Raw genomic sequence first — 25356 nt, forward strand, 5'->3', positions numbered from 1 at the left:
GTGAAAAAACAAAAATAAACCAAACTGGACCTTGGTATGAAAGCATTTTAACTTTTTGGAAGGAAAGAAAGCTGCATGAGTTATAAACAGACAGTTATAAGAAATGTGGATAATATTAGCGGGGAAATTCCAGAGAAGTCGGTATTAAAGGAAATGGGGCTGTGGATAAAGCAGGGTAAGACAGTGGCTCTCCCTACGGAGACCGTATACGGACTGGGGGCAAGCGCCGTATGCACGGAAGCCGTCCGGGCTATTTTTAAAGCCAAAAACCGGCCGCCGGACAATCCGTTGATTGCCCATATCGCTGACCGTGCGCAGCTTGACGCACTCGGGGTTACGTGGACAGAGAACATGGAAAAGCTTATGGACACGTTCTGGCCTGGCCCTTTAACGCTTATATTTCCATTGACGAAAGAAACCCCTCTCTCCTCTCTTGTGACGGCCGGGTTACCTACGGTGGCTGTCCGTATTCCGGAGCATGAGGTGGCGAGAGCACTGCTAACTTACGCTGGGGTTCCAGTAGCGGCACCAAGCGCCAATCGTTCCGGCTCTCCGAGTCCGACAACCGCAGAGCATGTTTACAATGACCTGAGCGGAAAAATTGATGCGGTAATTGACGGCGGCGCGTGCGGCTACGGAGTAGAATCCACCGTCGTAGATTGCACCACAGAGATTTGCTGGATTCTGCGTCCGGGTGGAGTAACGAAGGAACAGCTCGAGCGGGTGCTCGGCCCGGGGACAGTCCGCTATTCCCACAGCGCGTCCTCCGAAGAATCTCCTGCAGCGCCAGGAATGAAATACCGCCACTATTCCCCCGCAACGCCTCTCTATTTAATGGAAGGACCGGAAGAGATGTGGCAGAACAGGCTGAGGGCATACCAGCAGGAAGGGAAAAAAGTTGCGGTGCTTGCTGTGGAGGAAAACAAACCTGCATGGAAGCAGGCGGATGCTTTCTTTAGTTTAGGTTCACGCCGGGCCCCTGAAGAAACGGCAGCAAAATTATACGCAGTACTCCGCGAATTAGATACAATAGATGCAGACGCAGCCTTCTGCGAAGTTTTTGCAAAAGAAGGCATTGGGGCCGCGCTCATGAACCGCCTGGAAAAAGCAGCATCTTCAGAAGCATGAAAATTTCTGCAAGGAGTCGATGACAATGAGTTATCATGTATTATTTATTTGTACAGGAAACACATGCCGGAGTCCGATGGCAGCTGCGCTGATGAAGCACCACTATCCGGCGGTGGAAGTGGCTTCCGCCGGCGTGATGGCTGCAGGCGGAGAACCGGCAGCGGCCGAAGCCATCCATGCAATGGATGAAAGACAGGTGGAGATTGACCACGAATCCCAGCCGCTCACAAAGGAATTAATCGACTGGGCGGACGTTATCTTTGCAATGACCCAGGGGCATAAAGATATCATGCAGAGGATGTTTCCGGGTGCGGAACAGAAAACCGTGCTGCTGAAGGAATACGCGGGCGCCAGGGGAGACAGGGATATTGGAGACCCTATCGGTGGCGGATCGAAGGTGTACCAGGATACGGCTGAGGAAATGGAAGAGGCTCTGCAGGCGGCGTGGGAACGGTATACAAAAGAAAAATCGCCGGACTGAGCCTGAAGATTTACAGGCTGCCGAATACGTGAGAAACTAAACACAGTATAATCAAACGGAGGAGAGGTCGAAATGAAAGTAGCGTTGGGTGCCGATCACGGCGGATATGAATTAAAAGAGGAAATTAAATCTGTACTGGATGAAGCAGGAGTGGAATACGAAGATCTGGGCTGTGACTGCAGTGATTCCGTGGATTACCCGGACTACGCTGTTCCGGTGGCTGAAAAAGTCACGGCCGGAGAAGCTGACCGTGGTATTCTTGTCTGCGGCACAGGTATTGGCATGTCGATTGCTGCAAACAAAGTAAACGGTATCCGCTGCGCGCTCGTCCATGATGTATTCAGCGCGAAAATGACCCGGGCGCATAACGACAGCAATGTGCTGGCCATGGGCGCAAGGGTCATCGGCTCCGGCCTGGCCGGCGAAATCGTCAAGGCATGGCTCAGTACGGAACACGAAGGCGGCCGGCATGCAGACCGTATCCAAAAAGTCGCGGCTATTGAACAATAAGGAACGAAGAAAGGACGGGTTGTCATGGTAAACAAAACAGAATGGCAGCAGCCTTTACGGGAATTGTTGGCTTCATTAAAAGACCAGGCACCGCTTCGTCGCGGCCAGGTGCTCGTGATTGGGACGAGTACGAGTGAAGTGCTCGGTGAGCATATTGGCAAGGCCGGCTCCGAGGAAGTCGCTGAAGCACTGTTTGATGTCTTTCAGGAATTTCGCGAAGAAACCGGTGTGCGCCTTGCATTTCAGGGATGTGAGCATATTAACCGCGCCTTGACCGTAGAGAGGGAAACGGCAGATGCTTATGGCCTCGAAGCAGTGAGTGTAGTGCCTCACCCGCGGGCAGGCGGTTCAATGAGTTCATATGCATATAAACACATGAGTGAGCCGGTCGTTATCGAATCAGTAAAAGCAGATGCAGGCATCGATATCGGATCCACCCTGATCGGTATGCATTTGAAACCGGTCGCGGTTCCGGTGCGCGGCCCAAAGAAGCAGATCGGTTCTGCTTACGTGACGATGGCAAAAACACGGCCGAAGCTGATCGGCGGCGAGCGTGCACGCTACGAATAGCCCTTCGGTGTACGGAGATGAGCCAGAAAAAAGAATCGCATGCCGCGGTTCTTTTTTCTTCACGTCCAGACGAAGAAAAAAGAAAGAAATCCGAAAAAATTTCGAAAGGTACGGAAATTCGTAAAAAATACGTGTTACAATGAAAAACATGGTGACAAGAGGAGAAAAATAACGAACGAAATATTTTCATTAAAGTCAATCGTTCGTTGTTGTACCGAAGGGAAGGGAGATTTACAGATGGAAACAAAGGTAAATGCAGAAAGTGTACAAACGCAGGATCCGGCCATATTTGAGGCAATGCAGAAGGAACTGGGACGTCAACGCGATAAGATTGAGCTAATCGCTTCGGAAAACTTTACGAGTCGTGCAGTAATGGAAGCTCAAGGTTCCGTTCTTACTAATAAATATGCGGAAGGCTATCCAAACCGCCGCTATTACGGCGGTTGTGAGCACGTGGATACGGTTGAACAGCTCGCGATTGACCGGGCTAAGGAATTATTCGCCGCAGAATATGCAAACGTGCAGCCCCACTCCGGCGCCCAGGCAAACATGGCTGTTTACTATACGGTCTTAAATCACGGTGACACCGTGCTTGGCATGAATCTCTCCCACGGGGGCCACTTAACACACGGCAGTCCCGTTAACTTCAGCGGTGTGCAGTACAATTTCGTGGAATACGGTGTGACCAAAGAAGATCAGGTAATTGATTATGATGAAGTGCTTCGTGTAGCTAAAGAAACACAGCCAAAATTAATCGTTGCCGGCGCAAGTGCGTACCCACGTGAAATCGATTTTAAAAAATTCCGCGAAATCGCCGATGAAGTAGATGCATACTTAATGGTTGATATGGCGCATATTGCCGGACTTGTAGCAGCTGGCGTTCATCAGAATCCGGTCCCTCATTCGCATTTTGTTACGACCACAACCCATAAAACGCTGCGTGGACCGCGCGGAGGGCTGGTGCTGTGTAAGGAAGAATTCGGCAAAAAGATTGATAAAGCAGTATTTCCGGGCCTGCAGGGCGGACCGCTCATGCACGTAATCGCTGCGAAAGCCGTGGCCTTCGGAGAAGCGCTGCAGCAGGATTTCGTAGCGTATTCCGAAAATGTTGTGAAAAACGCCCGCAGCCTAAGCGACTCCTTGCAGAATGAAGGCATTACTGTTGTTTCAGGCGGTACGGACAACCATCTCGTGCTGATGGATACCCGCAGCCTGGAACTGACAGGGAAAATAGCGGAAAAGGCTTTGGATGAAGTTGGCCTTACGGCGAATAAAAACGCCATCCCGTATGACCCGGAAAAGCCATTTGTCACAAGCGGTATCCGTCTTGGCTCTGCAGCTGTTACATCCCGCGGCTTTGGCGAAGAAGAAATGAAAGAAATCGGCTCCATTATCGCCTATACGTTGAAAAACCATGAAGACGCGGAAGCGTTAAAAGAAGCGGCCGGACGTGTAAAAACCTTAACGGGCCGGTTTCCAATTTACGAATATCTGTAATATCCCCAGCTTGCGGTAACAAACGAGCATGCTGAAACAGCTGTTCTCCTATTTAAAGGAGGCAGCTGTTTTTTGGCTTTCAGGAGAGACCTGTATTTTTCAGGGGTGAACACAAGTGTGTTAGGGTATATATAGATTGGGAAAAGGAGGAGTTCAAATGGTTTTTGCAATAAATGAGAAGGCACCAATGTTCACGCTTGCTGACGTTCATGGCGAAGAATTTAAACTCGAAGAAAAAATAGGTAAAGGCTGGCAGCTGCTCGTTTTTTTCCGGGGGTCATGGTGCCCAGTATGTAAAGAAGAGCTTCAAGCCTGGGAAGAGCACCGCAGCTTTTTTGAAAAAAATAACGTAAACATCACCGCTATTTCTACCGATAACCCCGAAGACTTGCGGACCATGGCAGAAGAATACGGGCTCACCTTTCCAGTGCTCGTCGATGAAGCCCTGAAAGTACTCGATGATTACGGCGTCTTTTACCACAGCTCGGAAGCTCCTTATGAAGACCACGGAGCGCACGGGGAACCGGCATACTTTCTGCTCGATGAAGAAGGCAGATTTTTATACCAGCACCGCCAGACAAATCCATTCGGCCGTCCGGGCCCGAAAGAGCTTCGCAAAACCGTAAAGTATATTGAAGACAATTTAAAATAAACGTTCGCAGCAGTGCATGCCGGCGCTGCTGTTATTTATAACCGGGCCTTGGAATTGCGGCATATTTCTGTCATTTCATATTACCTTGAATCCACTACGCTTTTTAGGTAGAATTTTTAAAGAATATGTTCGATAGGGACATGGGTTAATAAGCACCGGCTGGCGCCGGGGAAAAAGGAGCCGACTATACTTATGGGAAATGTACATGTATTGGATCATCCGCTCATTCAACATAAACTTACATTCATCCGGGACGTCTCAACAGGAACGAAGGAATTCCGGGAGCTTGTCGACGAAGTGTCTACCCTGATGGCATTTGAAATCACAAGAAATCTACAGCTGCAGGAAGTAACCGTGGAAACACCGGTAGGGCCGGCAAAATCCTATACGCTTGCAGGCAAAAAACTGGGAGTAGTGCCGATACTGCGTGCAGGGCTTGGCATGACCGACGGTATTATCAAACTGATCCCGGCTGCGAAAGTAGGGCACGTCGGGTTGTACCGGGATCCGGAAACACTGCAGCCGGTCGAGTATTACGTAAAGCTGCCAAGTGATGTCGAGGAGCGGGAATTTATTGTGATTGATCCGATGCTTGCAACAGGCGGTTCTGCTATTGAAGCGTTGACCAGCCTGAAAAAACGCGGAGCCCAGAACCTTAAGCTCATGTGTTTAATTGCTGCGCCTGAAGGAGTGGAGCTCGTACAGGAAGCGCATCCGGATGTGGACATTTACCTGGCTTCAATGGATGAGAAACTAAACGAAAAGGGCTATATTGTCCCGGGCCTCGGAGATGCCGGCGACCGTTTATTCGGCACAAAATAAAAGATGACAAGGGTTTTGTCCGCATGAACGGAGAAGCCCTTTGGTTTGTAAAGGATGTATACATCCCAAACAGTCAGGCAGGGAGATGACGTATATGCATATGAGAAATAACGAATATGCATATGCTTCATTTAGTCTTTTCTTGACGTAAGGATATGAAAATGTCACTTAATAGACACAAAATAAAAAACGCCTGAAACGTGCGCCAATACAGGGTTTTGTTAATTTTCGTCCATTGACATCAAGGGGCGGCTATTGTACTATGATGAAGAACGTATGATAAGGTTTACATATGGGAGAAATTTGGAATTCCTTCATGAACGGCATGATTCACGCATTTGTTTCTTTTTTTTGCCTAAAACATGTAGGAGGCAGCTATTGTTACGAAAAGTTGTGTAAAAATTTTCTCAATGGATTTCGTAGTGTATTAACGGACTAATCAGTCTGTTTCGGAGGAAAAGGTGGACCGCGCATGAATGATACAAGCTTGTATCTCCGCTCGTTATTTATAGGATTGGCTGGAATGCTTGTATTGTACATAGCTCCGGCGCTGATTCCAGCGTTCCGGCAGGAAGCAGTGAGCTTATTTGCAGGAGCATGCGGAGGAGCCTTTAACATCTGGCACGCCCACCGGGAAACAAAACGAATCCAGAAGGCGGTACTCGCGGAAAAAAAGATTTTTCCGTTTGGCATGGCCACGAGGCTCGCAGTAGGAGTAGTCATTGCCATGCTCTATGTCCGGTTTCCGGAACAATTCCGTCTGCTTTACCTGGTGATTGGATTGTTCAGTCCTTATCTGCTGCTTTACGCTTTATCCGTTCACTTCAGCAAAGAAAAATAATTTTTAGCTGCAGCGCACAATTGACTAACATAGTAAAGGGGTGACTGAGACTTGAATATAGAGCACGAATCGCCGTATGTTTATGATTTGTTTGGTATACCCGGCTTCCACATTAATCTTTCCAATGTCATGATGCTGACTATTGCAGCAGTTATTGTGTTCATCATTGGACTGATAAGTGCGCGGACTCTTTCGATGAGACCAACCGGCATGCAGAACGTGTTTGAAATGGTGATTGAATTCGTCCGCAATATGATTGGAAGCACCATGGACTGGAAAACCGGAGAGCGCTTCTTCGGCCTGGGAATTACGATCTTCCTGTTCATTCTGGTAGCGAATCTGCTCGGGATTCCGTTCATGCTGATTAATGATGAAACCCACGTGCTTTGGTGGAAATCACCGACGGCTGATCCGGTGGTGACGATGACGCTGGCTGTAATGGTCATTGTGCTTTCGCACTTCTATGGTATTAAGCTTCGCGGGGCAAAGGAGTACGGAAAGAACTATTTCCGTCCAAAGAAATTTCTCTTTCCGATCAACATTCTTGAGGAGTTCACCAACACACTGACACTCGGGGCACGGCTTTTCGGCAACCTTTATGCCAAGGAGATACTTCTGACGCTTTTGGCGACAGTGGGTACGACTTTTCCAATCGGTACCGCTCTTGGCATTATTCCAATGGTTGCCTGGCAGGGATACAGCCTGTTCATCGGTTTTATCCAGGCGTTTATCTTCCTGGTACTGACCATGGTCTACATTTCGCACAAAGTGGAAACGGATCATTAATTACAGCAGCATCTGCAGAAACAACGAAATAACAATATAGTTTTAAACTAATTTAAGGAGGATTTGCACATGGGTCTTTTAGCAGCTGCAATCGCAGCAGGTTTAGCAGCAATTGGTGCAGGTATTGGCAACGCAATCGTAATCAAAGGGGCGATCGACGGTACTTCCCGTCAGCCGGAGCTTGGCGGCAGATTGCAGACACTTATGTTCATTGGTATCGGTCTTGTTGAGGCAGTTCCGATCATCGCAGTCGTTGTTGGTTTTATCACGCTTTTCCAATAAACATACAGTTTTGGAAAGGGAAGCAAAATGGCGGAGTGGGGGAACTGGCTTCGCCATTCCTTTTGTATATCTAAGAAAGGAGTGAAATCTTTTGCCATCTACATTTGCGTTCGGAGATGTGCTTTTCTCACTTTTTACGTTTTTCATTTTACTGCTGTTGCTCCGCCGGTTCGCCTGGGGTCCAATTGTTGAACAGATGAAAAAACGTGAAAATCACATTTCCAATGAAATAGAGACAGCGGAAAATCACCGTCAGGAAGCGGAAAAATATTTAGAAGAGCAGCGGGTGGAAATGGAGAAAGCGCGCGAAGAAGCGCAATCTATCATTGAAACGTCCCGCAAGACAGCTCAGGAACAGTCCAAGGAAATTATCCGGGAGTCCCACGAAGAAGCCAACCGTATGAAAGACAACGCCCTCGCTGATATTACGAGAGAGCGGGAGCAGGCAGTTGAAGCACTTCGTGCCCAGGTCGGCCAGCTTTCTGTGCTGATTGCTACGAAAATTATTGAAAAAGAATTAGATGAAGAAGAACAGGAAAAACTGATTCAGGAATACGTACAGGAAAGCGGCGGTCGCTTATGAGTAATCCAACCCTCGCGAAACGCTATGCCCGTGCGCTTTTAAAAAGTGCGGAAGAGCACGGGGCTCTTGAAGAAACGAAGCAGGAATGGGAAGCTATGCTCGAAGTGTTCCACGCGCATCCGGAGATGTACCAGATTTTTAGATATCCATCGATCAGCCGTGAAAGAAAGCAGTCTTTCATTGCGAGTACATTCGGCTCCTGGAGCGAACGCAGCCGTTCAATGATGAGTGTGCTGCTTGACCGCAAACGGCTTCATCTGATTGATGAAGTGGCAAAGGAAACAATTGCGCTTATCAATGAACGACTTGGCGTGGCCAATGCAGTTGTTTATACGGTGAAACCATTATCGGATGAAGAAAAACAGGCAGTTTCCCGCAAGTTTGCCCAGCGGGTCGGCAAGCACGAGCTTTATATTGAAAACAGAGTGGACTCTTCTCTCATTGGCGGTGTGAAGGTACACATTGGACATACGATTTTTGACGGAAGCATTCAAGGTCAGCTAGACCGCTTGCAGCGTAATATAACGCAAACGAATTTATCATGAATGGGGTGAATCCTGGTGAGTATCAAACCCGATGAAATTAGTTCTTTAATTAAACAGCAGATTGAACAGTTTGAAGCGGAGACAGAGTCCAAAGAAGTCGGCATCGTCATTCAGGTAGGGGACGGTATCGCCCGTGCCTACGGCCTGGACAACGCGATGGCTGGTGAGCTTCTGGAATTCGAAAACGGCGTCATGGGCATGGCTCAGAATCTTGAAGAAGGAAACGTCGGTATTATCATTCTCGGCGCTTACGAAGAAATCCGTGAAGGTGACCAGGTTAAACGGACCGGCCGCATCATGGAAGTGCCGGTCGGCGAAGAGCTGCTCGGACGTGTAGTTAACGCCCTCGGCCAGCCTGTGGATGGACTTGGCTCCACAAACACAACCAAATCCCGCCCAATTGAAAGCGGTGCGCCGGGCATTATGGACCGGCAGTCGGTATCTGAGCCGCTCCAGACCGGTATTAAAGCCGTGGATACGATGATTCCTATTGGGCGCGGCCAGCGTGAGCTTATTATCGGCGACCGCCAGACCGGTAAAACGGCAGTGGCGATCGATACAATTTTGAATCAGAAAGATGAGGACGTTATCTGCATTTATGTAGCCATTGGCCAGAAAGACTCGACCGTGGCAGAGGTTGTGGATACATTCCGCCAGAAAGGCGCGCTTGATTACACGATTGTCGTAAACGCAGGGGCTTCCGAGCCGGCACCAATGCTTTATCTGGCGCCGTATGCCGGAGCTTCCATGGGCGAAGAGTTTATGTACAACGGCAAGCATGTGCTTATTGTATATGATGACTTAACCAAACAGGCAAACGCCTATCGTGAACTTTCTCTCCTTCTTCGCCGCCCGCCGGGTCGTGAAGCCTTCCCAGGGGACGTCTTTTACCTTCACTCCCGCCTGCTCGAACGGGCAGCGAAATTGAGTGACGACAAAGGCGCTGGTTCACTGACAGCTCTTCCAATCATTGAAACCCAAGCAGGGGACGTAGGTGCCTATATTCCAACAAACGTGATTTCCATCACCGACGGCCAGATCTTCCTCCAGGCGAACCTTTTCAACTCCGGCGTCCGTCCGGCCATCAACCCGGGTATTTCCGTATCCCGTGTCGGCGGCTCGGCCCAGACAAAGGCAATGAAAAAAGTATCCGGTACGCTCCGTCTCGACCTGGCCTCGTTCCGTGAACTTGAAGCCTTCTCCCAGTTCGGGTCCGATCTGGACAAATCCACGCAGGATAAACTGGCCCGCGGGGGGAGAACCGTGGAAGTGCTCAAACAGGGGCTGCACCAGCCGCTTCGTATGGAGCTTCAGGTAGCGATTGTGTTTGCCCTGACAAGAGGATTTCTGGACGACATTCCGACAGAAGACATCCGCCGTTACGAAAAGGAACTGCTTGCGTACCTTGAATCAAGCCATTCGGAGTTGCTCGCAGGAATTCGTGACACTGGAAAACTCCCGGACGAAGAAGAGTTCAAACAGGCGATTCAATCGTTTGAGAAGTCATTTAACCCTTCAAAATAAAGCTTGCCGTACGTAAAAAGGTTCAAAAGGTGGTGAACAGATGGCTTCCTTAAAAGAAATTAAAGGCCGTATCCAGTCGACGAAAAAAACGAAGCAGATTACAAGTGCCATGGAAATGGTGTCTGCGTCAAAGTTGAATAAGGCCCAGCAAAATGCTCAGCGATACGAGCCGTACACGAAAAAAATCAAAGACGTTGTCTCCGGCATCGCTGCCGGAAGCAGCGGTATATCTCACCCGATGCTTGAAGAACGGCCTGTAAAGAAGACCGGCTATATTGCCATATTTACAGACCAGGGGCTTGCAGGGGCCTACAACTCGAACATTCTCCGGGACTTAATGCAAACGCTGCGGGAGCGCCACCAGTCAAAGGACGAATACAGCGTCATTGTAATCGGCCGGACCGGGCGGGACCTGTTAAAGCGTTATGGCATTCCGATGTTCGATGAAATCACGGGTCTGCCGGACCAGCCGTCCTTTAACGATATTAAAAACGTCACGCGTCTTGCGGTGGACTTGTACGCAAACGAAGATGTGGACGAATTATATATCTGGTACAACCACTTTATTAACCCGATTCAGCAAAAGGTAACAGAAAAGAAACTGCTGCCGCTGACGGAGGAAGTAAGTGAAGAGAACAGCAAAGGCACGGCGCAGTATGAATACGAGCCTTCGCCTGAGGCAATTTTAAAACAGCTTCTCCCGCAGTACGCAGAAAGCTTAATCTACGGGGCTCTGCTTGATGCCAAAGCAAGTGAGTTCGGGGCCCGGATGACAGCGATGAGTGCAGCAACCGATAACGCAAACAATATGGTCGATGATTTAACCCTTTCCTACAACCGCGCCCGCCAGGCAGCTGTTACGCAGGAAATCACAGAAATCGTCGGCGGTGCAGCTGCGCTTGAATAGAAGAATCATTTCGTCCGGCCCTGCCGGACAGTAAGGAGGGAACGATTACAATGAGTGAAGAAAACGGTCGAATTACCCAGATTACGGGACCGGTTATTGATGTTCAGTTTCCAAGCGGCCAGCTTCCGGAACTAAACAACGCGCTCCGCGTATCACAGCCGGCAACTGAAAATAAAGAAGCCATAGACGTCACCCTGGAAGTTGCCCAGCATTTGGGCGACAATTCTGTGCGTACGATCGCGATGTCTTCGACAGACGGCCTCATTCGCGGAACGGAAGTAACAAACACAGGAGGATCTATTTCGGTACCGGTCGGAAACGATACGCTCAGCCGCGTATTTAACGTTCTCGGGGAGCCGATTGACATGAAAGAGCAGGTGGCAGAAAGCGTTGAACGTAAGCCAATCCACCGCAAACCTCCGAAGTTTGACGAGCTCGCTGTGGAAACACAGGTGCTTGAAACAGGCATCAAAGTCGTAGATCTGCTCGCCCCTTACGTAAAAGGTGGAAAAATCGGCCTATTTGGCGGTGCAGGCGTAGGGAAAACAGTACTTATTCAGGAGCTCATTAACAACATTGCCCAGGAACACGGTGGGATTTCCGTGTTCGCAGGCGTAGGGGAGCGTACCCGTGAAGGGAACGACCTGTACTTTGAGATGAGCGATTCCGGAGTTATTAACAAAGCAGCCATGGTGTTCGGCCAGATGAACGAGCCGCCGGGTGCCCGGATGCGCGTAGCCCTGACCGGCCTGACCATGGCAGAGCATTTCCGTGATGAAGAAGGGGCCGACGTGCTTCTCTTTATCGATAACATTTACCGTTTCACGCAGGCAGGCTCTGAAGTGTCCGCCCTTCTCGGCCGGATGCCTTCCGCCGTTGGGTATCAGCCGACACTTGCAACAGAAATGGGTCAGCTGCAGGAACGTATTACTTCCACGAAAAAAGGATCGGTTACGTCGATTCAGGCAGTATACGTGCCGGCCGACGACTACACCGACCCGGCACCGGCAACTACGTTTGCCCACCTGGATGCAACAACGAACCTTGAGCGCCGGTTAACGGAAATGGGGATTTATCCAGCAGTGGATCCGCTCGCTTCCACGTCCCGCGCTCTTGCACCAGAGGTTGTTGGGGAAGAGCATTACGATGTCGCCCAGCAGGTAAAACAAACGATTCAGAAATACAATGAACTTCAGGATATTATCGCGATCCTCGGGATGGAAGAGCTTTCCGAAGAAGACAAGCTCACGGTAAACCGTGCCCGCCGTATTCAGTTCTTCCTTTCGCAGAATTTCCACGTGGCAGAACAATTTACCGGCCAGAAAGGCACGTACGTGCCCGTGAAGGAAACGGTCCGTGGGTTCAGGGAAATTCTTGACGGGCAGCATGATGACATTCCGGAAGATGCCTTCCGCCTTGTCGGCCCAATTGAAGATGTAGTGGAAAAAGCAAAAACTATGTCCTAAGGACGACACGGAGGAGGGAGAACACAGATGGCAACGATGCATCTCAGCGTAGTGACTCCGGACGGGTCCGTCTTTGATGGAGAAGTAGAGATGGTCAGTGTTCGTGCGGAAAGTGGCGAAATGGGAATTCTTCCAGGCCACGTTCCGACCGTGGCTCCTCTTAAAATTGATGCAGTCCGCATTAAGCATGAAAACAAAGAGAAATTATTGGCGGTGAGTGAAGGATTCATAGAGGTCCGCTCCGATGCTGTCAATATTTTGGCGGAAGCTGCAGAAACTCCAGGAGAGATCGATCCGGAACGGGCCCGCATTGCCAAAGAGCGTGCGGAAGAACGGCTGGCCCGGATAAATGAAGAGGAAATTGATGTCATGCGGGCACGTCTTGCCTTAAAACGGGCCGACACCCGTCTAAAGGTTTCAGAAGGCGCGTAAAGGCACACGTAAAGAACCGTTTTCCAAAAGGGAAAACGGTTCTTTTTTACATACTCAGCCGACTCCGGGGGAAGGCGGTAGGGAAGGACAGAAAGCTCTGCCTTTTCTAAAGAAGATAGAACTATAGATGTTTGGTTACGAATCCTTTATAATGAAATATGCTTATAGTTATATAAATCATTAAAAAAGAGTAAAAGAATCCTTAATCCCAATTATCTTCGCACATAGTAGCAGAACCTTTGACTCTTGTTTTCCCTGGTACATTTAATTATTCTGAAACGTAGCTTAAAATTTGCAAAGACATTGTACGGCAACAAAGAAAGGCATGAAAGAAAGGCATGATGGCATGAATCCGGACGGTCAGGAAGCACTAATACATATTCTGCTTCATCTCTCTTTTTTTATCTTGACCTGGTGGTGTCTGCAGGCGTTTCGGTTTGACGTTTTTATCCGAAGGCCGGAAAGCCTGAAGGGAAGACTTTTGATTATATTGTTCGCTATTGCAATCAGCTACTCTGTAAGCAGCTTCTTTATTGACTATTTTGATTTTTCTTTGTATCTTCGTTACCTGTTTTTCACACTTTTGGCATAAAAGATTATGAAAATGCGGGAGCGGGTAAAGAATTCTGTATGAAACTCATCGATGGTGCCGGATCTGACAAGGAAAAAAAGGTCTCTTTACCGCTGTAACATTTCAAGACGGGAAGCGACTAATGAAAAGGCTAGACAAAAGGACGAAAACAGTACAGCTTTGCAGGTAAAGCACGCAGCACAAAAAGATAATATGCATAAGTATAGCGGAGGGAATTAAATTGGATAAAATTATTGTACAGGGAGGCAGACGCCTAAAGGGGTCCGTCAAAGCAGAAGGAGCAAAAAATGCGGTTCTGCCTGTTATTGCAGCTACTCTTTTGGCAGAAGAAGGGCAAAGCACGCTTTATGATGTGCCGCCGCTTGCAGATGTAGACACGATTTCTAATGTTCTTCGCCACGTCGGAACAGAAGTCACTTATGAAGATCACCGCTGGATTGCTGACGCTACCGGGGATCTTTCCACAGAAGCCCCGTTTGAGTATGTCAGTAAAATGCGGGCATCGTTTCTTGTCATGGGGCCGCTTCTGGCAAGAAAAGGTATTGCCCACATTGCACTTCCGGGGGGATGTGCAATTGGTTCCCGGCCGATTGACCAGCATTTGAAAGGCTTTGAAGCCATGGGCGCGCACGTTGAAATCGGCAATGGCTATATCGAAGCAAAAGTAGAAGAGCGTCTGCAGGGGGCTCGTATCTATCTGGATTTTCCAAGCGTTGGTGCCACCGAAAATATTATGATGGCCGCGGCGCTTGCAGAAGGCACCACAACGCTTGAAAACGTAGCAGAGGAACCGGAAATTGTAGACCTTGCCAACTTTATTAACGCCATGGGAGGCAAAGTGCGCGGCGCCGGCACCGGCACGATTCGTATTGAAGGCGTGGACAAACTAACTGGAGCGGAACACACTATCATTCCGGACCGGATTGAAGCTGGTACCTTCATGATTGCTGCAGCAATCACTGGAGGCGAAGTATTTGTGGAAGGCGCGATGCATGAGCATTTACGTCCTCTTGTAGCGAAGATGCGGGAAATGGGCGTCAAGATTGAAGAAAGCGACGGAGGTATGCTTGTCACCGGCCCGGACATTTTAAAGCCGGTAGATATTAAAACAATGCCGCATCCCGGTTTTCCAACGGATATGCAGGCACAGTTCATGGCGCTCCTTACCCAGGCAAAGGGTACGGGCCTCATCACAGAAACAGTTTTTGAAAACCGCTTTATGCACGTAGAAGAATTCCAGCGCATGAATGCAAGCATCAAAATTGAAGGACGTACGGCGGTTATCAGCGGGCCGAAAAAGCTGCAGGGCGCCGAAGTATCGGCCACGGACCTCCGCGCAGGAGCAGCATTAATTGTTGCCGGTCTCGTAGCCGAAGGAGAAACGACAGTAACAGAGCTCCGTCACCTTGACCGTGGATATGTGGATTTTCATAAAAAGCTGCAGAGTCTCGGCGCGAACGTAAAGCGCGTGAATGCAGACGAAGCTGCAGATACTTCCTTAAAAACAGCCGAGCGCTCCTAAACGTTACTAACGCAAGCCATCACTACACAGTGGTGGCTTTTTTAATACTTTAAAACTAGGTATATAACGATTGTTAAAATAGGATATACATCACTAAATGCCGGATTCTGCTCCTTGAAGCATGCTCGTGTGGTAAAATAGAACTAATTATCAATAAACAATTCATACGGAAAAAGCATGCCCGCTGAGTTGACACTGGGACTACATGCACGGAAACGGGGAATAGGATTATGCTGAGAGGTTTTTATAATGCTGCTTCTGGTATGGCAGCCCAGCAGAGAAAGACAGATATGCTGAATAATAATATTGCCAATGCCAATACCCCGGGATATAAATCCGATCAAAGCGCGATCCGGACGTTCCCGGAACAGCTGCTTCATGCGGAGAATGCAGGGAGGGGGCCGCACACAATCGGTGCACTCGGTACAGGCGTTTACATGCAGGACCAGGCTCCGTCATTTACTCCGGGAGAGCTGCAGGAAACGAACGCGCCAGCCGACGCCGCTCTGCTTCAGGCAGAGGTGCCGGATGAAAACGGGGCGGTGCTGTTTACGGTCCAGGGAGAAGAAGGAACGGCCTACACCCGGAACGGCAACTGGACAGTGGATGCAGAAGGGTTTTTAACGACGGCAGATGGGCAGTACATACTGAATAACGAAGGCGCCCCTGTGGAAACTGGAAATGAAAGTTTTCAAATCACCGGAAACGGCACCGTGCTACTTGAAAATGGCGGGGAAGCCGGGCAGCTGGGTGTGGCGTACGCTCCCGATACTAATGATTTAGTTAAAACTGAAGCAGGCATGTTCGAAGCAGAGGAAGAGCTCGGTGCTGCGGCGGATAATGAAAACATCCGCTACCAGATCAAGCAGGGCTTTCTCGAACAATCCAATACCGATTCCACTCAGGCGATGACGGAGCTGATGGAAGCATACCGGATGTTTGAATCCAACCAGAAGGTCATGCAGACGTATGACCGCAGCATGGAAAAGGCGGTAAACGAAGTGGGGCGGCTCGGCTAATCTATTAAAAACGTAAAATAGAATTCAGGAGGAAAACAGCATGTATTCGGGATTACGCATACCATTTCAATCCATGGGGGCCGTTCAGCAGCAGATGGATACCATCAGTAACAATCTGTCCAATGCAGAAACGACAGGATTTAAATCAAGACAGGCGACCTTCAGCGAAATGATGTATCAGCAGGAAGACAACATGCCAATGCCGGAAAATGGAACGGGTCGGCTTACTCCGCCCGGGATCCGGACAGGCGGGGGGGCAGCAATCGGACAGACCGCGCTTCGCATGGAGCAGGGGGCGCTGAAAGAGAGCGAACGGGAGCTCGATTTTGCTCTTGAAGATAAGGATACTTTTTTTCAAATAGAGGCAGAAGATGGGACGACTGAATATACCAGAGACGGGCAGCTGTATCTTTCAGAAAATCCGGCAGCGTCCGGCAGCTATACGCTCGTTGATCAAAATGGCGGCTTTGTATTAAACGAAGCTGGAGGAAGATTCGATATTCCTGCAGGGACTTCGGAGTTTTCGATGCAGGAAAACGGGGAGCTGACAGGAGTAACGGCAGCCGGAGAGACTGTGAATATTGGTTCATTTGGCATCGTGCAGGTGGAGCGTCCGCAGGCGCTGACGTCTGTCGGGGGCAATCGGTACCGTTTTGAGGATTTAGATGGACTCGGGGCAGCGGAAAATGATATGGTTATAGAAGCTGACCCGTCCAGCGTAAAGCAGGGAATGGTCGAGCAGTCTAATGTGGATTTATCGAACGAATTAGTAAATATGATGAATGCCCAAAGACAATACTCGTTTAATTCCCGTGCGCTGACGCAGGGGGACCAGATGCTTGGATTGATTAACAGCATTCGATAAGTCTTTGTGGTTAAGGGAGCATAGATAGTACATATGAGCAATCAGAATAACCGTACAAGGACTTCGAAGCCGAATAGAAAAGAACAGCTGAAAAGAGGCACACAGAAGGTGCGTGCACGTCTTCAGCAGCTGCTCTGGTGGCATTGGCTGATTATTATTGTAATTCTGGCCTTTATTTGTGCGATTATAGGCCTGATGATCGGCTATGCGGTCGGAGGTGGCAATCCTTTTCAGGCCCTGAATCCATCGACCTGGTGGGAAATTTATCAGTTGATTCGAGGAAACTAGTTTAAAAGCGAGGGAAAATGATGCTTTCGATTGAACAAATTAAAGAAATTATTCCCCACCGCTACCCATTTCTGCTTGTCGATAAAATTATTGAGGTAGAACCCGGAGAGCGGGCCGTAGGCATTAAAAATGTCAGCGCCAATGAAGAATTTTTCAATGGGCATTTCCCTGACTATCCGGTAATGCCAGGGGTGCTTATTATTGAAGCGATCGCCCAGGCCGGCGGCGTCGCGCTGATGCAGCAGGAGGACATGAAGGGAAAGCTCGCCTTATTTGCAGGCATTGATGAATGCCGCTTTAAAGGCCAGGTGAAGCCGGGAGACCAGCTCCGCCTCGAAATGGAAGTTACCAAACAGAGACGCTCTATCGTCAAAGGAAAAGGGACGGCTTCCGTGGACGGCAAGGTCGTCGCAGAAGCAGACCTGATGTTTGCGATTCAATAGAAAGGACTGCAGCTCAATCTGGCTGCAGTCCTTTTTTGTTACTGGTGCACAGTAAAGAAATTGAGTGCTGAGGTTATTCGTCATTTTCTTCTAACGCGTCTTTAATGTGTTCTTTAAGAGCAGGACCCATGGTTCGGGAATAAAGCGTGGAAATATGGTGGTCATCCCGGAAAGTGATGACATTACCAATCACGGGATCGCACGTGTCATCATCACAGAAGTAGGTGGACATATCCGCAAAGGTAACATTGTCAGGAATTTTTTTCTCGTTGGTATTTTCCCATGGAGGAGTTTCAGCTAAAACTTCATCTCGTGGAACGGCACAATCCCCCGGGTCCTCGTTTTCTTCTAAGCAGGTGGGGATATCTTCCTGCATTCGTGGGTTATCACGTATTGCGAATATTTCTGCATGGCCTTCGAACTCTTTCCAGATTTCCAGACACCCTTCCGGTATAGTGGCGCCTACGTTTACATTAGCAGTAGTGAAAAGCAAATCAGGATCGTTTTTCTTCAGTGGTTCGATGGAGTCTTCATTCCACTGCATGCATGAGTCAGATAGGGTGCCATCGAAATCGTCTGTCGAAAAGCGGCAGCCGTCTTTATTAAACACATCGATCCGCAGGCTGAGTTCATCGGACATTTTTTCAAGAGCCGGAAACCAGTGCCCGGAATGAGACCCGCCTACCAAAGCGATGGTGTATTCAGGCTCGGTGGTGTCTCCGTAGGAACACATGCTGATTTCTGTTTCTTCAAGGTCCGAGTAGCACTCACTGTCGGCGTAAAAGGCCGGCATCTCATTTGCAGCCTGCGCCACGTTTTCGAGAGGATCAATATCAGGATTTGGTTCAATATCCTCTGATATTGCCCGGGCCCCGGGATAGTCAGTTACTGTATAATCTTCGCTGATGCTGGACTGGCTTTTTTCAACATAATTATCCCATACGCCGGCTGCTGTAAGGGCGGGCAACAGAAACAAAGCCAGTGCTGTGACTGCTTTTCTTTTAGATTGTTTAATGTTTATTTTGCGTAGAGGCGTTTCAATAACCTTAACAGATAGCGCCGATGCAGCGAAGGCAAGGACGATAATAGCAATGCCGCCCTCAATGGATACGGTCGTGTTATCGAAATAGGCAAAGTAAAAAATAAGTATCGGCCAATGCCATAAATAAAACCCATAGGAAATACTGCCGAAATAAAGAAACGGCTTGGAGCCCAGCAGTCTGTCTGGACCAAAACGGCTGCTGTTTTCGGCTGCTGTAATAATAAGAAGCGCCCCGGCAGTAGGAAGTAAAGCAGCAGCGCCAGGGAATACAGTAGAAACAGGCAGAAGCAGGCCGGTAAGAGAAATGATGGCCAATCCAAGCCACCCAAGAATAAAACTTACAGTCTTGTTCATTGTTAAGTAAGGGAGTAATAGCGCTACAAGTCCACCAAGACTGAATTCCCATACCCGGGCAAACGTGTCGAAATAAGCCCAGGGCTGATTAACAGAAGTAATATAGATAGAATAGCTGAGAGATAAAGCGAAGACGAGAGCCAGTACACCCAACAGCGTTTTACGCAAAGGCGTTTTAAATATTTTTTTTGCAAAAAAATAAGTCAGTAATATAAGTAAAGGCCAAAAAACATAAAACTGCCCCTGAATCGAAAGCGCCCAAAAGTGCTGGAACGGACTGGCCTCGTTATTTTGAGCCAGATAGTCGACCGCACTTGTTGCCAGCTCCCAGTTTTGGAAATACAGCACTGATGCAAACATCTCTATAACAATTTGTCCCCACTGCGACTGTGGCAGAAACGCAATGGAGCCGGCCATCGTAAATAAAATAACGATTACAGCAAGAGGCAGGAGCCGGCGGCCTAAGCTGAGCAGATATACAGGCAGATTAATTGTTCCTCCCTGTTCGAATCTTGTTAACAGCGAGGTGGTAATTAAGTAGCCGGAAACGACGAAGAATACATCCACCCCGCCTGAAACAGAGCCGAACCAAATATGATACAAAGCCACTAAAAAAGCAGCTACAGCTCGCACCCCTTCTACTTCAGGCCGGAATCTTTTCTCAGGTACCCGTAAGTCATTCATGACATCCACTCCTAACTCGTACACTACTTCAGCCAAAACGTAATCACTAATATTCCCGATGCTATGCACTACGTAATCGTTATAAATTTTAACATGAAATATACAAGAATATGTTTTTCAAAGAATTTTTATCTGAAGCATAAGCTGAATTAAATTAAACCTGCCCCGGAAGAAAGGGATGCTGTAAAAAGATTAGTAAATAATGGCTAAATTTGGCGCTATTAATGAATAAAGATTCAGGTAGAAAACTTGCAAAAAGGGTACTATTTATTGATTTTTTAGCGTTTTCGATTCTTTTTGTTACGAAAATGATAAGATAATTTTGTATTACTTGATTTTCGAGCTTTATGAGTCGATATATTGTAGGAAGAACGAAACTTTTTTGACATTGAAACGTCTAACATTATAGGGTTTTGAAGCGAAAGATGTAAGAAATGTACAATTGTAGACAAAAGGGAGTCATCTTCCGGACTCGAACGTGTCTGAAATGTTCATAAAACGTTCTTAAACAGGGGGACGACGATGGTTACTGCTATTGCGTTAATAACGAGTTTTGTAGTGGCCTTGATAGCAACGCCTTTAGTGAAAAAACTAGCGTTTAAAATTGGTGCTACTGATCAGCCGAATGCAAGAAAAGTCCATACAGGGCAGATGGCCAGAATGGGCGGTCTTGCCATATACATTGCTTTTTTAGCAGGAGTGCTGATTTTACGACCCGAAAACGAAACTTATTTCTACATTCTCATTGCTGGGACTATTGTGATAGTCACCGGTGTGCTGGATGATATTTACGAATTAACAGCGAAGGTAAAATTTCTAGCACAAATTGCAGCAGCGATCATTGTCATCGTCGGCGGTGTGCAGGTAACCTTTATCAACCTGCCTTTTGGCGGAGACCTCGAGCTGGGGATTTTCAGTATACCTATTACGCTGCTTTGGATTGTTGGTGTTACCAATGCAATAAATTTAATCGACGGCCTCGATGGATTGTCTGCTGGCGTATCCGCCATTGTATTAACTACCATTTCGGTGCTGGCAATTTTGCAGAGCGATATTTTTATTGTCGCTTTAAGCATTGCGCTGCTCGGTGGAACGCTTGGGTTTTTAATGTACAATTTTCATCCAGCTAAAATTTTCATGGGTGATGCCGGCGCTTTGTTTTTAGGATTTATGATTGCCGTTATAGCGCTAATGGGTTTTAAAAATGTTACCGTATTTTCTTTGATAGTCCCGGCGCTGATTTTAGCGGTGCCTATTTCAGATACATTTTTTGCGATTATTCGAAGGATCGTGCATAAGCAGTCGCTGTCTGCACCGGATAAATCCCATCTCCATCATTGCCTGCTGCGGCTTGGTTATTCTCACCGTGAAACGGTAATGATTATCTATTGCATAAGCGCAGTATGCAGTATCTCGGCTGTAGTGTTTACCCTCTCCACTTTATGGGTCTCCCTCATTCTATTACTGGTAATGCTGATTTTAATTGAGATCCTGGTTGAAAGCGTAGGGCTGGTCAGCCAGCAATACAGGCCGTTTTTAAATTTCATCAAGAGGTTAGCAGGATCCACAAAAGAGTGAGACACTTATTAAATTTTTGATGCAATAGATCCGCCGACAGCTTTTCACAGCTTTGGAGCCGGGTCTATTTTATTTAGATATGTAAATTTGGTTGAAGGTGGCGCAATCATGAAGATATTACTTGTATCTAATATGTACCCGAGCAGTAAACACCCTTCTTATGGAACGTTTGTAAAAAATTCCAAAGGCATTCTTGAAAGTAAAGGAATGGATGTCAAGGTATCAGTGATGACTAAAAAAAATTCGAAATGGGGAAAGGCGGCAGGCTATCTTTGGTTCTACCTCGCCTCTTTTGTGAAAACTCTTTTTCGCAGGTATGACATCGTTTATGTTCACTATCCTTCATTAAGCGCTCCCCCGGTAATTGCAGCTTCATGGTTTCGTTCAGTTCATTTATATGTAAATACTCATGGAAGCGACGTCCTGGCAAAGAATAAAAAGCAACGGCTCGTTAATTCTATAACCTCTATTGCGGTGAAAAAGGCAGAAAAGGTTCTTTGTCCCTCCAGTTATTTTAAAAAAATTGTGGAACAAAAATACAATCTAGCTCCAGAAAAGGTAGCAGTTTTCGCATCTGGAGGAGTGAACTCTAAGACATTTTCACCTAATTACAACCGTGAAGATGCGATAAATGAATTCAACCTTTCAGTGCCAGGTGAATATGTGGGCTTTATAGGAAGGCTGGAACCTGGAAAAGGGTGGAATACGTATTTGGAAACGATGCGCAAATTAACAGACAGGTATGGGCCGCGAGTAAAAGGAATAGTGATAGGGGATGGCAGTCAAAGAAACCTTTTCCATGAGCGGGTTTCAGAGTTAAATTTATGCTCCAGCATTATACATTTTGAAGCTTTATCTCCGGAAAAACTCGGCAGGTTGATGAGCTGCTTTGATGTATTTTGTTTTCCGACTGAAAGTGAAAGCCTGGGGCTTGTGGGAATTGAAGCATTGGCCAGCGGCGTGCCGGTGGTTGGGAGTGACATTTCTGTATTAAGAAGCTATATCGTTCACGGTAAAAATGGTTTCTTAGCTGAAAAAAATAACCCGGACAGCTTTTATAAGTCTATAATTGCTATACTGGACATGGAAGAATATGAATATGAGAGTATGAAAACGGAAGCGGTTAAGACAGCTGAACCATTTTATCAGGAACATATAGAGAAGGATTTTATAAATATATTCACGCGTAATAACTAGTAGATGCTTAAGCTGCGAGAGGAAGGGACTTTTGTAATGAGTAGTGAACTAATCAGCATAATCATACCAACAAGAAATAGAAGAGCATTATTGCAGCAGGCGGTGGATAGCGCTAGAGCCCAAACGTATAAAAACATTGAAATTATAGTGATAAACGAAGCATCTGAGGACGATACAGATGTTTACTTAAAAAATATTGAAGAACCACGGCTTAAAGTAATTACCCACAGTACTCCCCAGGGGGGGAATATTGCCAGAAACAAAGGGCTTGAAGCAAGCAGGGGGGCATATATTGCTTTTTTGGATGATGACGACGTATGGGCGGGGACGAAACTTGAAAAACAATACGAAGCATTCAAACGTGACAGCGCTATTGGGATTGTGACTTGCAGCAGCCTGGTCGTATACCAGGACCTGCAGATTGAACGCTACATGAACAGAGGGCAGAACTACTTATACAGTAATGAGGAAGCCTTCGCGAAAATTATGACAGAGAATTTTATAGGTGGCGCTTCTTTTCCACTTATTAAAAGAGAATGCCTGACGGAGGTAGAGGGCTTTCGTCCAGAAGTGGTGAGTGCACAGGAAACGGATTTGTATTTACGCATACTTGCGAATGGCCATAAAGTTTATGCCGTCGATGACGTTTTAATACTTTACAGAATACATTCCATGAACCGGATATCTGATAGCTTCCAGCCGAAAGTAAAAGGCCTCGAGCAGCTGTTTGAATACAAAAAAAACCACTTCATGCACCGCCTGCCGGCGCATGAAGCCAAAGAAGTGGAAGAAACGCATATAGTGGAAGTAAGCAAAATTTACACAAGAAACAGAAAATATAAAGCTTTTTTTCAGTACTTCAATGTAGAAAAGCAAAAATTGTCTTTAAAGAAAAAGATTCAGGTGTGGAGGAATGCTTTCGTGCATACCCTTCCCGTCCAGATATTTAAACAAAACTTGCAAAAAGTTAAAACGAAAAGGCTGGATAAAGAGTGGAAGGGGTATATGGACCAGAATTTTAAAAACAATTGATAGAATCATTCTCAAGACCAGGCCCAGGTTTGAACTGCTTTAATACAAATTTATATAAAATCCTTTTATGCATAACCGAATTGAAATATGAAAATTTTTCTAAATTGAAAATAAAGTGAGTAATGACCGGGGCTGTTTAGAGACTTTTCTCTCTAGTGGAATGGTATAATGTATGATAGTATTCATGACGTGAGTGTACGTGCAAATGAATTAATATTATCTGTCCTTTTTAGGAGGATGCGACTTGATGGAAAGAACTACAAGCCTGAGGTTTGGGAATATAGCGAAGATTTTTCTTTTAACCTATTTATTAGTACAACCGGTTTTAGATTTGCTCATATTTTTTGACACCCCGCTGGTTTCGCAGTTCCGTGCTCTATTTATTGGGGCAGGGTTACTTTATTTATACTTTTTTTCTGCAGGCTGGATAAGAAAACTCTTATTCATTTATATTCCTGTATTATTTGTGTATTTTGCAATTAATTTCGGAGTTAATTATTTTGTGAAGGACCCCTACGTGCTTTCACTTGAAGTTACAAATATCGTAAAATCCATTTATTTTCCAATAGTTGTTTTTACGTATTTAACGTTTATTTATCAACAGGCAGAAGAAGGCATACATAAAAAAATCATCCCTTACATTTTAGGAATAAATATGCTCTTTATGGGGATTATAGTCTTCCTTGCCGATATTACCAATACAGGGCGTAGAGCTTATGGTTTTTTAGCAAAAGAAGGGCACACTGGGTGGTTTTTCTCGGGTAATGAAATCAGCGCCATTACTGCAATGAGCTTTCCGTTTGTAGTACTGGTGTTATTAAAAGCGGAGAAGCTATGGCAGAAGCTGGCTTTCCTGGCAGGAACCCTGTTAATCATATGGGCGATGATGACGCTTGGTACAAAGGTGGCTTTTGTCGGTCTTATTGCAGGGCTTGTTCTTGGGATAATATATGCCATAATAATGCTTTTTCAGCGAAGATATCTTAATTTCGTTATTTTGGCTGCCGTTTTCGTTGTAACCGCCGTAGCTGTTCCGGCTATGCCTATAGGCAATAACCTTGGTCTTGCTGTCACCGAGAGCATGAATGAAGAGCCGGAGCCGGCAGAAGAGGAAGGAGAAAGCGCGGCGGCAGAGGACCAGCCGGAAGGCGGGGAAAGTGAAGAAAGTGAAGAAAACGAAGATAAAAATACCGAAAAACCAAAAGAAGAAAAGCCAAGTCAGGAAATTTTGAACGCTATTAACAGTATTCCTTACCATTCTACTATTCTTAGCGGACGGGAAGAGCATTTGGCAGAGGCAGTTCACCAATTAAATGAAGCACCGGTTAGTCAAAAAATCGTAGGCATGGGCGTATATCAGAATTATCCAAGTGAGGAAGAAGCTGCACCTATTGAAATGGACTTGTTTGACTGGTTCTTCGATTATGGATTCATCGGCTTGCTGATACTGACGTTCCCGATATTTTTGACAGCGTATTTAATTATCCGAAATTTAATTAACTACAAGACGGCTGCCCTGAATATGCACTTTTTCTTTGGGCTGATAAGCATGGGGCTTGGTATAAGTGCTTCCATTATTGCAGGCCATATTCTCTATTATCCTGCGGCAGCTATTTACCTGGCAGTAGCAATGGCATTGACCGTTAAGTATTCAGAGCAGCAGAATATATTATCGTTTCGCAGCAGAAGCAAATACTAATAAAAAGGATTCTAT

Annotated in this window: 27 protein-coding genes; 26 read left to right on the forward strand and 1 reads right to left on the reverse strand. The window is 46.9% G+C overall.

The window, feature by feature from the left end; genetic code table 11:
- Window positions 1-75: 75 nt before the first annotated feature.
- The 22 genes from B5066_RS04140 to fabZ all read left to right on the forward strand — a co-directional run bounded on the left by B5066_RS04140 (window position 76) and on the right by fabZ (window position 17755).
- Window positions 76-1128, forward strand: a complete 1053-nt coding sequence (locus B5066_RS04140; protein WP_079474689.1) for an L-threonylcarbamoyladenylate synthase — start codon at window positions 76-78, stop codon at window positions 1126-1128.
- A 25-nt stretch (window positions 1129-1153) separates the two neighbouring features.
- Window positions 1154-1609 carry a low molecular weight protein arginine phosphatase gene (locus B5066_RS04145; protein WP_079474690.1) on the forward strand — a complete coding sequence of 152 codons (456 nt, stop codon included), beginning with the start codon at window positions 1154-1156 and terminating at the stop codon, window positions 1607-1609.
- A gap of 72 nt (window positions 1610-1681) precedes the next feature.
- Complete coding sequence (rpiB, locus tag B5066_RS04150) at window positions 1682-2119, forward strand: ribose 5-phosphate isomerase B (protein WP_079474691.1); 438 nt, start codon at window positions 1682-1684, stop codon at window positions 2117-2119.
- A gap of 24 nt (window positions 2120-2143) precedes the next feature.
- Window positions 2144-2689: a TIGR01440 family protein gene (locus B5066_RS04155; RefSeq protein ID WP_079474692.1), complete on the forward strand. Its 546-nt coding sequence runs from the start codon at window positions 2144-2146 to the stop codon at window positions 2687-2689.
- 237 nt (window positions 2690-2926) lie between these two features.
- Window positions 2927-4186, forward strand: coding sequence for a serine hydroxymethyltransferase (gene glyA, locus B5066_RS04160; RefSeq protein WP_079474693.1), 1260 nt, complete (start codon window positions 2927-2929; stop codon window positions 4184-4186).
- A gap of 157 nt (window positions 4187-4343) precedes the next feature.
- Window positions 4344-4838 carry a peroxiredoxin family protein gene (locus B5066_RS04165; protein WP_079474694.1) on the forward strand — a complete coding sequence of 165 codons (495 nt, stop codon included), beginning with the start codon at window positions 4344-4346 and terminating at the stop codon, window positions 4836-4838.
- 192 nt (window positions 4839-5030) lie between these two features.
- On the forward strand, window positions 5031-5660 hold the full coding sequence (upp, locus tag B5066_RS04170; protein WP_079474695.1) for a uracil phosphoribosyltransferase: 630 nt from the start codon (window positions 5031-5033) through the stop codon (window positions 5658-5660).
- 472 nt (window positions 5661-6132) lie between these two features.
- Complete coding sequence (locus tag B5066_RS04175; RefSeq protein ID WP_079474696.1) at window positions 6133-6501, forward strand: ATP synthase subunit I; 369 nt, start codon at window positions 6133-6135, stop codon at window positions 6499-6501.
- Between the two features lie 57 nt (window positions 6502-6558).
- Complete coding sequence (gene atpB, locus B5066_RS04180) at window positions 6559-7287, forward strand: F0F1 ATP synthase subunit A (RefSeq protein WP_079475056.1); 729 nt, start codon at window positions 6559-6561, stop codon at window positions 7285-7287.
- A 69-nt stretch (window positions 7288-7356) separates the two neighbouring features.
- Window positions 7357-7569 carry a F0F1 ATP synthase subunit C gene (atpE, locus tag B5066_RS04185; protein WP_022794575.1) on the forward strand — a complete coding sequence of 71 codons (213 nt, stop codon included), beginning with the start codon at window positions 7357-7359 and terminating at the stop codon, window positions 7567-7569.
- A gap of 91 nt (window positions 7570-7660) precedes the next feature.
- Window positions 7661-8152 carry a F0F1 ATP synthase subunit B gene (gene atpF, locus B5066_RS04190; protein ID WP_079474697.1) on the forward strand — a complete coding sequence of 164 codons (492 nt, stop codon included), beginning with the start codon at window positions 7661-7663 and terminating at the stop codon, window positions 8150-8152.
- The gene (locus tag B5066_RS04195; protein WP_079474698.1) at window positions 8149-8697 is read left to right on the forward strand and encodes a F0F1 ATP synthase subunit delta; all 549 of its coding nucleotides are present in this window, start codon (window positions 8149-8151) and stop codon (window positions 8695-8697) included. Before atpF ends, B5066_RS04195 begins: the two co-directional genes overlap by 4 nt.
- Window positions 8698-8712: 15 nt before the next feature.
- Window positions 8713-10221 (forward strand): F0F1 ATP synthase subunit alpha, encoded by a 1509-nt coding sequence (gene atpA, locus B5066_RS04200; RefSeq protein ID WP_079474699.1) that lies wholly within the window; start codon window positions 8713-8715, stop codon window positions 10219-10221.
- Window positions 10222-10261: 40 nt separating this feature from the next.
- Window positions 10262-11128: an ATP synthase F1 subunit gamma gene (gene atpG / locus B5066_RS04205; RefSeq protein ID WP_079474700.1), complete on the forward strand. Its 867-nt coding sequence runs from the start codon at window positions 10262-10264 to the stop codon at window positions 11126-11128.
- A gap of 50 nt (window positions 11129-11178) precedes the next feature.
- Window positions 11179-12594, forward strand: coding sequence for a F0F1 ATP synthase subunit beta (gene atpD / locus B5066_RS04210; protein ID WP_079474701.1), 1416 nt, complete (start codon window positions 11179-11181; stop codon window positions 12592-12594).
- A gap of 27 nt (window positions 12595-12621) precedes the next feature.
- Window positions 12622-13026 carry a F0F1 ATP synthase subunit epsilon gene (locus B5066_RS04215; protein ID WP_079474702.1) on the forward strand — a complete coding sequence of 135 codons (405 nt, stop codon included), beginning with the start codon at window positions 12622-12624 and terminating at the stop codon, window positions 13024-13026.
- 325 nt (window positions 13027-13351) lie between these two features.
- Entirely contained in the window at window positions 13352-13618 is a 267-nt protein-coding gene (locus B5066_RS04220) for a DUF1146 family protein (protein ID WP_233133188.1), read from the forward strand.
- Between the two features lie 220 nt (window positions 13619-13838).
- A complete protein-coding gene (gene murA, locus B5066_RS04225; protein WP_079474703.1) occupies window positions 13839-15140 on the forward strand; it encodes a UDP-N-acetylglucosamine 1-carboxyvinyltransferase in 1302 nt (433 codons plus the stop codon).
- Window positions 15141-15370: 230 nt separating this feature from the next.
- The gene (locus tag B5066_RS04230) at window positions 15371-16159 is read left to right on the forward strand and encodes a flagellar hook-basal body protein (RefSeq protein WP_079474704.1); all 789 of its coding nucleotides are present in this window, start codon (window positions 15371-15373) and stop codon (window positions 16157-16159) included.
- Window positions 16160-16199: 40 nt separating this feature from the next.
- Window positions 16200-17024 (forward strand): flagellar hook-basal body protein, encoded by an 825-nt coding sequence (locus B5066_RS04235; protein WP_079474705.1) that lies wholly within the window; start codon window positions 16200-16202, stop codon window positions 17022-17024.
- Between the two features lie 33 nt (window positions 17025-17057).
- Entirely contained in the window at window positions 17058-17312 is a 255-nt protein-coding gene (locus B5066_RS04240) for a DNA-directed RNA polymerase subunit beta (RefSeq protein ID WP_079474706.1), read from the forward strand.
- A 20-nt stretch (window positions 17313-17332) separates the two neighbouring features.
- Window positions 17333-17755: a 3-hydroxyacyl-ACP dehydratase FabZ gene (gene fabZ / locus B5066_RS04245; RefSeq protein WP_027847263.1), complete on the forward strand. Its 423-nt coding sequence runs from the start codon at window positions 17333-17335 to the stop codon at window positions 17753-17755.
- A 73-nt stretch (window positions 17756-17828) separates the two neighbouring features.
- On the opposite strand, the gene B5066_RS04250 is transcribed toward fabZ, so the two are convergent.
- Window positions 17829-19835, reverse strand: coding sequence for an acyltransferase family protein (locus B5066_RS04250; RefSeq protein ID WP_079474707.1), 2007 nt, complete (start codon window positions 19833-19835; stop codon window positions 17829-17831).
- Window positions 19836-20357: 522 nt separating this feature from the next.
- Here B5066_RS04250 and B5066_RS04255 point away from each other — a divergent pair.
- The 4 genes from B5066_RS04255 to B5066_RS04270 all read left to right on the forward strand — a co-directional run bounded on the left by B5066_RS04255 (window position 20358) and on the right by B5066_RS04270 (window position 25341).
- Entirely contained in the window at window positions 20358-21413 is a 1056-nt protein-coding gene (locus B5066_RS04255) for a glycosyltransferase family 4 protein (RefSeq protein WP_079474708.1), read from the forward strand.
- A gap of 108 nt (window positions 21414-21521) precedes the next feature.
- The gene (locus tag B5066_RS04260) at window positions 21522-22610 is read left to right on the forward strand and encodes a glycosyltransferase family 4 protein (protein WP_079474709.1); all 1089 of its coding nucleotides are present in this window, start codon (window positions 21522-21524) and stop codon (window positions 22608-22610) included.
- A gap of 36 nt (window positions 22611-22646) precedes the next feature.
- Window positions 22647-23642 (forward strand): glycosyltransferase family 2 protein, encoded by a 996-nt coding sequence (locus B5066_RS04265; RefSeq protein WP_179124024.1) that lies wholly within the window; start codon window positions 22647-22649, stop codon window positions 23640-23642.
- A 247-nt stretch (window positions 23643-23889) separates the two neighbouring features.
- Complete coding sequence (locus tag B5066_RS04270) at window positions 23890-25341, forward strand: O-antigen ligase family protein (protein ID WP_079474711.1); 1452 nt, start codon at window positions 23890-23892, stop codon at window positions 25339-25341.
- Window positions 25342-25356 lie beyond the last annotated feature (15 nt).

The sequence above is a fragment of the Marinococcus halophilus genome (genome assembly GCF_900166605.1).
GTDB classification, from domain to species: domain Bacteria; phylum Bacillota; class Bacilli; order Bacillales; family Marinococcaceae; genus Marinococcus; species Marinococcus halophilus.

Coding starts and splice junctions, on each gene's coding strand:
- B5066_RS04140 (WP_079474689.1), top strand. CDS start 76: ATGAGTTATAAACAGACAGTTATAAGAAATGTGGATAATATTAGCGGG.
- B5066_RS04145 (WP_079474690.1), top strand. CDS start 1,154: ATGAGTTATCATGTATTATTTATTTGTACAGGAAACACATGCCGGAGT.
- rpiB (WP_079474691.1), top strand. CDS start 1,682: ATGAAAGTAGCGTTGGGTGCCGATCACGGCGGATATGAATTAAAAGAG.
- B5066_RS04155 (WP_079474692.1), top strand. CDS start 2,144: ATGGTAAACAAAACAGAATGGCAGCAGCCTTTACGGGAATTGTTGGCT.
- glyA (WP_079474693.1), top strand. CDS start 2,927: ATGGAAACAAAGGTAAATGCAGAAAGTGTACAAACGCAGGATCCGGCC.
- B5066_RS04165 (WP_079474694.1), top strand. CDS start 4,344: ATGGTTTTTGCAATAAATGAGAAGGCACCAATGTTCACGCTTGCTGAC.
- upp (WP_079474695.1), top strand. CDS start 5,031: ATGGGAAATGTACATGTATTGGATCATCCGCTCATTCAACATAAACTT.
- B5066_RS04175 (WP_079474696.1), top strand. CDS start 6,133: ATGAATGATACAAGCTTGTATCTCCGCTCGTTATTTATAGGATTGGCT.
- atpE (WP_022794575.1), top strand. CDS start 7,357: ATGGGTCTTTTAGCAGCTGCAATCGCAGCAGGTTTAGCAGCAATTGGT.
- B5066_RS04195 (WP_079474698.1), top strand. CDS start 8,149: ATGAGTAATCCAACCCTCGCGAAACGCTATGCCCGTGCGCTTTTAAAA.
- atpG (WP_079474700.1), top strand. CDS start 10,262: ATGGCTTCCTTAAAAGAAATTAAAGGCCGTATCCAGTCGACGAAAAAA.
- atpD (WP_079474701.1), top strand. CDS start 11,179: ATGAGTGAAGAAAACGGTCGAATTACCCAGATTACGGGACCGGTTATT.
- B5066_RS04215 (WP_079474702.1), top strand. CDS start 12,622: ATGGCAACGATGCATCTCAGCGTAGTGACTCCGGACGGGTCCGTCTTT.
- B5066_RS04220 (WP_233133188.1), top strand. CDS start 13,352: ATGAAAGAAAGGCATGATGGCATGAATCCGGACGGTCAGGAAGCACTA.
- B5066_RS04230 (WP_079474704.1), top strand. CDS start 15,371: ATGCTGAGAGGTTTTTATAATGCTGCTTCTGGTATGGCAGCCCAGCAG.
- B5066_RS04235 (WP_079474705.1), top strand. CDS start 16,200: ATGTATTCGGGATTACGCATACCATTTCAATCCATGGGGGCCGTTCAG.
- B5066_RS04240 (WP_079474706.1), top strand. CDS start 17,058: ATGAGCAATCAGAATAACCGTACAAGGACTTCGAAGCCGAATAGAAAA.
- fabZ (WP_027847263.1), top strand. CDS start 17,333: ATGCTTTCGATTGAACAAATTAAAGAAATTATTCCCCACCGCTACCCA.
- B5066_RS04250 (WP_079474707.1), bottom strand. CDS start 19,835: ATGAATGACTTACGGGTACCTGAGAAAAGATTCCGGCCTGAAGTAGAA.
- B5066_RS04255 (WP_079474708.1), top strand. CDS start 20,358: ATGGTTACTGCTATTGCGTTAATAACGAGTTTTGTAGTGGCCTTGATA.
- B5066_RS04260 (WP_079474709.1), top strand. CDS start 21,522: ATGAAGATATTACTTGTATCTAATATGTACCCGAGCAGTAAACACCCT.
- B5066_RS04265 (WP_179124024.1), top strand. CDS start 22,647: ATGAGTAGTGAACTAATCAGCATAATCATACCAACAAGAAATAGAAGA.
- B5066_RS04270 (WP_079474711.1), top strand. CDS start 23,890: ATGGAAAGAACTACAAGCCTGAGGTTTGGGAATATAGCGAAGATTTTT.